This is a genomic window from Ruegeria sp. BHSB064 (assembly GCF_059613205.1).
The window spans coordinates 84,042-91,968 of record NZ_JBXWSB010000002.1 but is presented as its reverse complement, the minus strand read 5'-3'; the positions used below and the strand labels follow the sequence as shown (position 1 = coordinate 91,968).

Genomic DNA, 7,927 nt, shown 5'->3' with positions numbered 1-7,927 from the left:
AAACCCTGATCGAAGCAGCCCTGAGCGCGCCGTTTGATCACGTTCTGGACTTGGGGGTCGGGTCGGGTTGCATCCTGATTACGTTGCTGGCCGAACGTTCCAGCGCGTCAGGCGTCGGGGCCGATCTGAGTGAAGCAGCCTGTCTTCAAGCCAGCGCCAACGCGGTCGAACATCACGTTCAGGGGCGGGTTGATATTGTGCGCTCGGATTGGTTTGAAAACATTGATGGTCAATTTGACCTTATTGTTTCAAATCCGCCCTATATCTCGCTGGACGAGATGGTCGAATTGTCGCCTGAGGTCAAAGAGCACGAGCCTCGTATGGCCCTGACCGACGAAGGGGACGGGTTGGGAGCATATCGTCGGATCGCCGCGTCAGCCCCGGATTTTCTGTTGCCGGGGGGGCGGATCCTTGTGGAAATAGGCCCAACGCAAGCAAAAAAAGTTGCTGCTTTGTTTGATGCGGCAGGGCTTGTAGATGTTTGTGTGATCCCTGATCTGGATGGGCGCGACCGTGTGGTTGGCGCAAAAATGCCGGGTTGATCGGCGGGATTGCGACCAAAAAGCGCTGCCCGAACCAAAAAAGCTGGTGAAAACCCGAGATTCCTCTTGTCTGCGCGGTCAGGACATGTTTACTCAGGATTAGTCGGCGAGGTTGACGCTGTTGCAGCGCGCCCCTGACGCCAAGCCCAAAAAAGTCGAGATCCCGTCACGGCAAACGCCTTAGAGCAGTGCAAAACACGGGTGGTTCGGCAGCGAATTGATAAGGCTGACGTAGAGAAAGATGAGATCTTCCAAATCCCGCTCGCGGGCCAAGAATAACCGCAATCGTCCCTCCGGCGGCAACGTCGTAAACCGTGTTTTTGACAGCTCGGGCCCCGAGGGCAAGGTGCGTGGCACGCCGCAGCAGATCATTGACAAATACAACCAACTGGCACGTGACGCGCAACTGTCAAACGACCGTATAGCGGCCGAAAACTTTCAGCAGCATGCCGAGCATTACTTGCGAATGCTGAGCGAGGCGCAGCGCGAAATGGAAGCCCGCCGGGAAGAGCAGGAGCGCCAGAACCGCGAACGTCAGGCCGAACGGGATCGCGAACGCGCCGAACGTCAGGAACGTGAAGCCGCCCGTCAGGCCGACCCGGCCGAAGCGCCGCAGCCGGATGTGATGGATTTCGCAGCCCCCGAGGCCGCACCGGAAAGCGGGCTGGTTGAAACTCCGGAAAGCAAAGAGGCTGAAGGCTCGGCGCCGGAGAAAAAGGAAAAACCTGCACGCAAGCCGCGGGCCCGTAAGCCCAAAGCTGCACCGGTGAGCGAAGAGGCCCCCAAAACCGATGGGGACGCACCGGAAGCGGCTGAATAAGCCAAAAAACAAATCGAACAAAAGCCCCGGTACATCCGGGGTTTTTTATTTTCAGGTCTTTTGAACTTCGCGGGCAAGTGCGCAGAACGCTTCCAGCGGGACTTGTTCCGCGCGTTCCGTGGGCTGAATACCTGCGGCCAGCAAACGATCTTCGATATCGGGGGCCACGCCCTTCAATGAAGCCCGCAGCATTTTACGGCGTTGATTGAAGGCCGCAGCCACAACACGGGACAGGGTGGCAGCATCGGCGGGATAGCGCGGTTCGGGCAGGGCGGTCAGGTGAACCACGGCGCTGGACACCTTGGGCGGTGGGGTGAACGCGCCCGGGGGCAGCGACATGGCGATGCGCGCCTCAGCCCGCCACTGGGCGAGGATTGCGAGACGTCCGTACGCCTTGCTGCCGGGTTGCGCGACGATACGTTCGGCCACTTCCCGTTGGAACATCAGTGTCAGGCTTTGCCAGAAGGGTGGCCATTGTGGTGGTGTCAGCCAACGAACCAGCAATTCGGTGCCCACGTTATAGGGCAGGTTGGCCGCAACGCGGATCGGCGGCGTCAGGTGTTCCAGCGGGTTGATTTCCAGCGCGTCTCCGTTGATGACCTGAAGCCGTCCGGGATACGCGGCAGCGATGTCGTTCAGGGCAGCGATACAGCGCGTGTCTTTTTCCAGCGCCACGACCTTGCGCGCGCCTTCGGATAAAAGCCCGCGGGTCAGGCCGCCAGGACCCGGGCCGATTTCCAGCACATCACATTCTGTCAGGTCCCCGGCCTGACGGGCGATCTTGGCGGTCAGGTTGAGGTCCAGCAGGAAGTTCTGACCCAGCGATTTGCGCGCCGAAAGTTGATGAGTTGCGATGACCTCGCGCAGCGGAGGGAGATTGTCGATAGCGCTCATGATCCGATTACCGTGACGCAAAGGGGCGCAGATGCGCCAGAAGAATTTTGCCTCCGGCGGAGGTATTTTCAGCCAGGTGAAGGATCAAGAGCTTTTTGCCATGCGTTGAGCAAGCTTCAGGGCCTCGATCAGGCTGGTGGGCGTGGCGACGCCTTTCCCGGCGATGTCCAGCGCGGTGCCGTGATCCGGCGACGTACGGATGAAGGGCAGGCCCAGTGTCACGTTCACGCCCCGATCGAAATCCAGGGTCTTGATCGGGATCAGGGCCTGATCGTGATACATCGCGATGGCGGCGTCATATCGGGCGCGGGCCGCGGCGTGAAATAGGGTATCTGCCGGATGGGGGCCGGTAAGGGTCGCACCATCCGGGCTCAGTTCAGCGATAAGCGAGGCAATCCAATCGCCTTCCTCGGTTCCCATTTTGCCGCCTTCGCCCGCATGAGGGTTGAGACCGGCGACGGCGATGCGCGGGTGAGGGATGCCGAACTGTTTGCGCAGGCCAGCCGCGGTGATGTGAATCGTGTCGCGCAAAAGGTCCGGTGTCAGGGCCGCGGGTACCTGAGACAGTGGGATATGGATTGTGGCAGGCACGACACGCAGTTGATCGCTGGCCAACATCATCACGACCCGTTGCGTCCCAGAGAGAGCGGCGAGAAATTCGGTATGACCAGGGTAACTAAACCCGGCCCCATCGATCAGAGCTTTTTTGTGGATGGGCGCTGTGCAAAGTGCCGCGGCGTGTCCTGCTTTCACCAATTCGACACCGGTTTCGATGGCATCGATCACAGAAGGTGCGTTGGTGGGGTCGGGCTGGCCCGGCACATTGGGGGCCGGGAAATCCAGTTGCAGGATGGGCAGCGCTTGATCGCAGACCGTCAGGGCTTGCGCTGGATCTTCGATTTCCGCGACCGGAGTGTCAGCAGGCAGGTGGCTTGCATCGCCAATATAGAAGAACGGGCAGGTGCCGCGCAGTTCGCGCCAGGCTTTGGCCGCTATTTCGGGGCCGATCCCTGTCGGTTCACCGCAGCTGAGCGCGATTGGGAGTGTCATTCCTGAATGATAACGGCGTCAGCCCGCAGCTGTTCCACCAGGCTTTCGGCAAAGGCCTGAAGGCGCTGCTGTGCCAGGGCATTGGCCACGTCCGCGCGAGAGGTGTTCTCTCCCAGATCGCGTGTGCGGTTGCACAGCATCAGGAACATCAGCGTCTGACCATTGTTGCGTGTCAGGTTAATAGACACCTCGTTGCGGTCAAGTTTAGCCAACTCTACAGCGACATCTCGGGGCACTTCGGAAGGGGCGGCGTCGATGCGTTCCAAGACCTCTGGGGGCTGATCTTTAGCGATGCCATACAGGTCATCGCAGGTATCGATCTCTTCCTTCAGGCGAGTGGCTTGCGACAGCGCGTCGGTACTGCGACCACCTGGAATATAGTAGATTGCATAATCCAGTTTTGAGATCGGGGCGGCTGAAGTTGCAACCTCACGCAAGCCGCGCATCTGGAACAAGGCGACAGCATTCGGCAGCGAAATGGGGTCTGTAACCTCACCGTTTTGAAGTCCCAGAAGAACAGGCTGCAGAGCTGGGGGAAGGTCGGTGATGTTCAGCCAGTCCAGCCGACCGCCCTGATCGCGGGTGGCGGCTGCGGAATATTGTGCCGCCGCCGCTGAAAACGCATCAACACCTTCCAGTCGCGAGATTTCCTGAGCCAGCAGTTCGGTCTGCGCAACGGTTTGCTGGTTCACCGGGATGATAATTTCTGACAAAAGGACCTGAAGACCACCGCCACCGGTCTGCCCCAGGGCCCGGTCGATCTCATCTTCGGTGGGACGCGCCTGCGACAGGTAGCGTGAGCTGATGTAGTCACGCCAGGCCAACTGATCCGCGACGTAATCCCGAACGGTTTCCGGGTCGACGCCTGAATCCCCTAGCAACTGCAGGAACTGTTCCGAGGATAGCTGGCCGCGCGACGCAAATTCGTCGATGCCAAGTTGGACGGCCTCGGGGGCAGCTTGCACGCCAGCTTCGCGCATGACCTGCTGGCGCAGTTTTGCATCGATCAGGGCATCTCGTACGTCTGCTTCGCTGCTGCCGGGCAGGCCCAGTACGTTCAGAAATTGCAGGCGCTGTTCGAGTTCGTACCAGGTCACAATGTCCTGGTTGACCCGGATCGCAGGAGAAAACAGGCTTTGCGCCATGGCCTGCGACCCTGCAACTGCAAAAACTGCGGCGGCCAACGCCGGCGCGACCGGTTTAAGCCAACCGGAACGTAGAAACCTGGAGAAACCTGATATCAACTGCATGTTCTCTTGTATGTCTTACCACCGCCTTCGACAGAGTAACCTGTCAATGACAGGGTAAAGCCGAATTCTGTCGAAGGCTCAATAGTGGATGTTGAAGTAAAGCGCCGGCTTACGGACATGTTAACCTGCACGCATTCGTTGCGGTAGGTCACGCCTAGACCCAGACGGATCGGTTCGGATTGGCCCAGATCATAACGCGCCTCGGCATTGGTCAGCCAGTTCTGGTCGACCTGATACCGGCCCAGAAGCCAGATTTCCGATATTTCGTTGACGATATTTTCCGCCGGATCCGGTTCCTGCCAGATATAGCTGCCAGAAACCCCCGCAAACTCGTTTGCCCAGGCACCACGAAGTTCCGCTTTGACAAAGCTGAAATCGTTGTCGATCAATCCGCGCCCGCCAAGTGACCAACCATTGTTGGTTCTGATCTGTCCTGCGATCAGCAGATCGGATGAGGTGCCCTGCAACCCCGATGACAGGGTGAAATTCGGATCGGCATCCGCCCGAAACACCTGACCCACGGTGGCCAGCGCCTGCCAGCCACCTGCGCCATAACGGGCCCAGTTCAGACCAACGACACCGGTGGCACCGTCTTCGCGTTGGTCTTCTGCCGGGAAGCGCGAGAGCGCCAGCAGGTTACCCTGATCGAATTCCTGAAAGGTACTCTCGTCATTTGGCACGTCTGTGTCCGACACATGCGTCCATCCGATCTGGGCGATGGGTTCAAGGAATTGAACTGCGCCCGATTGCTCGCGCCGCGTCATCGGATAGCGCAGCGTCAGAGCAGCCCTTGGAGTCGAGCGGGTGACTTGCGAGGGGAAGTTACTGTCATGGCGAATGTTGAACGTATCGACAGACGCCCCCAGCGTTGCATCGGCGCGCAGACCCGAAGCGAAGGTCCAGCTGCGCAGCCATTCTGCGTCAAACGTGGCACGCGCGATATCTCGGCCAACAACGTCCGCGTCGCTTGTGCGTTCATGAGCGTGGCTGATAAAGGCCAGTCGCACTTCGCCGCCCAATGCGGCGGGAAAAAAGCGTTTTTCGTAATTCAGATCGAAAACGCGAGACGGAATTTCGTCCTGATTTTCGCTTTCGCGCAGCGTTTTGTAATGGATCAGGCTTGTCTTGAATGCGGTATCCCGCTTGATCCGCTCCAGCGAAAGCTCACTGCGCAAACGATCCAGATCAGGCAGGCCGTAATCCACAAGATAGGCATCGTCCGAAGCTGTTTGCACGTTGAATGTCAGTCGGAAGTCATTCTTGAGGTTGAACCAGCCATTTGCGAACAGGTAGCCCCGATCCTGATCAGGCTGAATGTCATCGCGCGTATAGGCTCCTTCTAACTGAATACGTCCGTTCACAAAGGCCTGACGGTATCTATACCCCAGCGTCGTTGTTTTGGATGACACGTAAGGTGTCAGCGTCAGGTCCTTGTGGTCCCCCAGCTTAATGAAATACGGGACTTGCACACCGGTTCCCAATTGCGATGTGCTGCGGATCGACGGGACCAGAAAACCCGTCGCGCGGTCCAGCGTGGGATCGGGCAGGCGCAGATAGGGGAAATAGAACACCGGGTAGTCGAGCACCCGAAGCTGTGCGCCTTCGAAATACAGTTGTTGCTCTAACTGGTCATGTGTGACGCGGCGGGCCCGGATCTGCCAGAGCGGCGGCTTGCCGTTGGCGCAGACATGGCAGGACGTGGCCGAGACTTTGCTGAACTGAGTATAGCGGCCCGCTGCCCGCTTTGCCTGAACCGACGCAATCTGAACCTGCTGCTCAAAGACCATCCGTGCGCCGACCAGCAAACCGTTCTGAATGCCACTGTCAAGTTGCCCGGAATCGGCCAGCAGCGTTGTCTGGCCGCCCTGATCGATACGGATGGGGCCTTCCAATGTCAGCTCACCGGTTTCACGGTCATAGGTGATGCGCTGAGCGGACAGCTTGATGTCGCCTTGAAAAGCCTCGACATTGCCTTCTGCCACCAGTCTGCGTTCGGGCGTAATGAAAACCTTGTCGGCGACCAACAGGGCCGGCTCTTCCTGTGTCTCTGCGCCCTGAGGCTGCACTTGCGTCGACTGGGCCACAAGGGTTGCCGGGGTGGACAAGGCCAGCGCGCTGGTCAGCAACAGGGGAACGATGCGGCGCATCAGCCGTCCTCCGCATGAAGCAGCAGGCCAAGAGACAGCAAAATGGCAGCAAAGGGCGGTGCCCAGGCAGCGATGTAAGTGGGCAATTGTCCGTTTTCCCCGAGGATTTGCGCAAAGTTGCGGACGAAGTAGATGGCAAAGCCAAGCAGAACCGCTGTCAGTACTGCGATACCCGTTCCGCCAAAGCGGACGTGACGCATAGTGAAGGCTGCCCCGATCAGGACCATCGAGACCAGAAAGAAGGGGCGTGCCAGCTGCACTTGCAGCCAGACCTCATACTGTTTGGTCGAAAAGCCTGCTTCGCGCAGATCCGCGATCAGTTGCGGCAGGTCATAAACCGAAACGGAATCCTGTTGCCCCAGCGTGTCGAGAATGCGTTGGCGGGTCAGCGAGGTTGGCAAGTCCAGGCGGTCATGAACAACGGCGTTGGTTTCTGGGTTCTCACCGTCTTGCATGGACCAGATCTTGGCGTTGGTAAGAACCCACCGACCGTCCTCAAGATCGGCCCGGTCGGCAATGATCTGTTGGGTTGGCTTTCCATCGCGAGCGAAGGTGATCACAGTCACGTCGTCCAGCCCCAGGGTATCGCCGTTTGAGGTGCCGCGCGCGTGGATCACCGCTTGTCCGTTTTCCGCCGATTGACGCAGCCACAACCCTTCACTGCTGATCGACAGGGCGGAACTGCCGTTGTTGCGGTAGGAATCGGAAAGGCGCTGGAACTCTTCCGAGGTGGCGGCGGCAATCGGGTTCAGCAATGCCACGGCCAGCACTCCGATGGTCAGCGCCAGAAGAACAGGGGCCACCAAAGCGCGGATGCCCGAGCGGCCGGTGGCACGTGTCACCACCAGCTCTGAGGTGCGCGCCAGCCCAACGAACAGGGCGATGGTCGACAGAATGACCAGCAGCGGAAGCATTTCGCTGATCGCGGCCGGTGTGTTGAGCAGTGTAAGTTGCAACAACTGTCCGAAAGACAGGTCGTAATCGTCAAATCGGCGAATCTGTTCGATCAGATCTATAAGAATCATCAGGGTCAGGAAGATGCCGCCAATGACCAGAAAACTCTGCATGAACCGGCGGGCGAAATAGCGGTCGAGGATCACGGGCGTGCCCCCGCAAAGCTTGCAACACGGGCGTTCGGGCCGATTGCGCGCGCGCAGAATATTCTGCGCAACGGCTTATGCCTGCCCTCTCGTGCCACGTCTTTCTCCCCCGAGCCTGCCGGTT

The 7,927-nt window shown here is 59.1% G+C and carries 7 protein-coding genes; 2 read left to right on the top strand and 5 right to left on the bottom strand.

Annotation, left to right across the window (positions count from 1 at the left end; genetic code table 11):
- Positions 1-542: N5-glutamine methyltransferase family protein (locus tag AC2FNU_RS01065; RefSeq protein ID WP_496784313.1), on the top strand; the 542-nt coding region annotated here is incomplete at its 5' end.
- A gap of 241 nt (positions 543-783) precedes the next feature.
- Positions 784-1,362: a DUF4167 domain-containing protein gene (locus AC2FNU_RS01060; RefSeq protein WP_496784312.1), complete on the top strand. Its 579-nt coding sequence runs from the start codon at positions 784-786 to the stop codon at positions 1,360-1,362.
- A 51-nt stretch (positions 1,363-1,413) separates the two neighbouring features.
- Here AC2FNU_RS01060 and rsmA read toward each other — a convergent pair whose 3' ends face one another.
- The 5 genes from rsmA to lptG form a co-directional block, all read right to left on the bottom strand.
- A complete protein-coding gene (gene rsmA, locus AC2FNU_RS01055; protein ID WP_496784310.1) occupies positions 1,414-2,256 on the bottom strand; it encodes a 16S rRNA (adenine(1518)-N(6)/adenine(1519)-N(6))-dimethyltransferase RsmA in 843 nt (280 codons plus the stop codon).
- 84 nt (positions 2,257-2,340) lie between these two features.
- Positions 2,341-3,306 (bottom strand): 4-hydroxythreonine-4-phosphate dehydrogenase PdxA, encoded by a 966-nt coding sequence (gene pdxA / locus AC2FNU_RS01050; protein ID WP_496784307.1) that lies wholly within the window; start codon positions 3,304-3,306, stop codon positions 2,341-2,343.
- Entirely contained in the window at positions 3,303-4,556 is a 1,254-nt protein-coding gene (locus tag AC2FNU_RS01045; RefSeq protein WP_496784305.1) for a peptidylprolyl isomerase, read from the bottom strand. Before AC2FNU_RS01045 ends, pdxA begins: the two co-directional genes overlap by 4 nt.
- Positions 4,547-6,703 carry an LPS-assembly protein LptD gene (locus tag AC2FNU_RS01040; RefSeq protein ID WP_496784303.1) on the bottom strand — a complete coding sequence of 719 codons (2,157 nt, stop codon included), beginning with the start codon at positions 6,701-6,703 and terminating at the stop codon, positions 4,547-4,549. The genes AC2FNU_RS01045 and AC2FNU_RS01040 overlap by 10 nt, the downstream gene beginning before the upstream one ends.
- On the bottom strand, positions 6,703-7,803 hold the full coding sequence (lptG, locus tag AC2FNU_RS01035) for an LPS export ABC transporter permease LptG (protein ID WP_480799775.1): 1,101 nt from the start codon (positions 7,801-7,803) through the stop codon (positions 6,703-6,705). Before lptG ends, AC2FNU_RS01040 begins: the two co-directional genes overlap by 1 nt.
- Positions 7,804-7,927: the final 124 nt, after the last annotated feature.